Genomic DNA, 1,277 nt, shown 5'->3' on the forward strand with positions numbered 1-1,277 from the left:
TCGGGGATGCGGAACTCGGTGATCGACCACGCGGCGGCCCGCGCCCACGGGGTCACCGTGTGCGGGACGGCCAGTTCGTCGACGCCGCCGGTGGAGCTGACCTGGGCGCTGCTGCTCGGGCTGGCCCGCGGACTGGTCGAGGAGACAACGGCGCTGCGGACCGGCGGGCCGTGGCAGAGCACGGTGGGCGCGGATCTGGCGGGGCGCCGGCTGGGCCTGCTGGGGCTGGGCAAGATCGGCGCCCGGGTCGCCCGGGTGGGGCTCGCCTTCGACATGGACGTGGTGGCGTGGAGCAGCAACCTCACCGGGGAGCGGGCGGCCGAGGTGGGTGTGCGCCGGGCGGGGTCGATGGAGGAGCTGCTGCGGGAGAGCGACTTCGTCTCCGTGCACCTCGCGCTCGGGGCGCGCACCCGGGGGCTGGTCGGCGCGCCCGAACTGGCGCTGATGCGGCCGGACGCGTACCTGGTCAACACCTCCCGGGCGGCGATCGTCGACCAGGAGGCGCTGCTGGCGGCGCTGGCGGCGGGGCGGATCGCGGGGGCGGCGGTGGACGTGTTCGACCAGGAGCCGCTGCCGGCGGGCCACCCGATGCGGACGGCGCCCCGGCTGCTGGCCACCCCGCACCTGGGGTACGTGTCGCGGGACAACTACCGGCGCTACTACGGCGAGGCGGTGGAGGACATCGCGGCCTTCCTGGCGGGGGCGCCGGTCCGCGTCCTGGGCGACTGACGGCACCGGACGCCCGGAGGCCCGGACGTACCGGACCCGGGACGCACCGGACGCCCGGACGCACCGGCCCACCAGAGCGGCGGCCGCGACGGCCTTGTACTCGGTGCTGGTGGCGCCGTAGAGGTCCTTGGCGGCGCTCAGCGACGCGGCCCGCGCGCCCTTGTAGTCCGTGGTGGAGGTCATGTAGACGGTCAGCGCGCGGTACCAGATGTTGGCGACCTTCTGGTTGCCGATGCCGGTGACCGTCGAGCCGTTGCAGGTCGGGCTGTTGTAGCTGACGCCGTTGATGGTCCTGGCACCGCTGCCCTCGCTGGCGAGGAAGAACCAGTGGTTGCCGACGCCCGAGGAGTTGTGCACGTCGAGCTGGCCGACCTTGCGGCTCCAGCAGTCGGCGGAGCGGCCGTCCAGCGAGGGCTTGTCGAAGCGGCGCAGCCACGGCGGGGTGGACTGGTCGCTGAACAGGTAGTCGCCCTTGTCCACCGCGTTGTTGGCGTAGAACTCGACCATGGTGCCGAAGATGTCCGAGGTGGACTCGTTGAGGCCGCCGG

At 73.5% G+C, this 1,277-nt stretch carries 1 protein-coding gene and 1 pseudogene; one reads left to right on the forward strand and one right to left on the reverse strand.

The annotated features are described in order from the left end of the window. Positions 1–729: NAD(P)-dependent oxidoreductase (locus VR45_RS30740; RefSeq protein ID WP_045943148.1), on the forward strand; the 729-nt coding region annotated here is incomplete at its 5' end. A gap of 78 nt (positions 730–807) precedes the next feature. On the opposite strand, the pseudogene VR45_RS44615 reads toward VR45_RS30740, so the two are convergent. Next, positions 808–1,277: pseudogene (locus tag VR45_RS44615) on the reverse strand (peptidase M4 family protein); the annotation flags it as partial.

Origin of the sequence: Streptomyces sp. NRRL S-495 (assembly GCF_000966955.1) — a bacterium.
Taxonomy (GTDB): Bacteria; Actinomycetota; Actinomycetes; order Streptomycetales; family Streptomycetaceae; genus Kitasatospora; species Kitasatospora purpeofusca.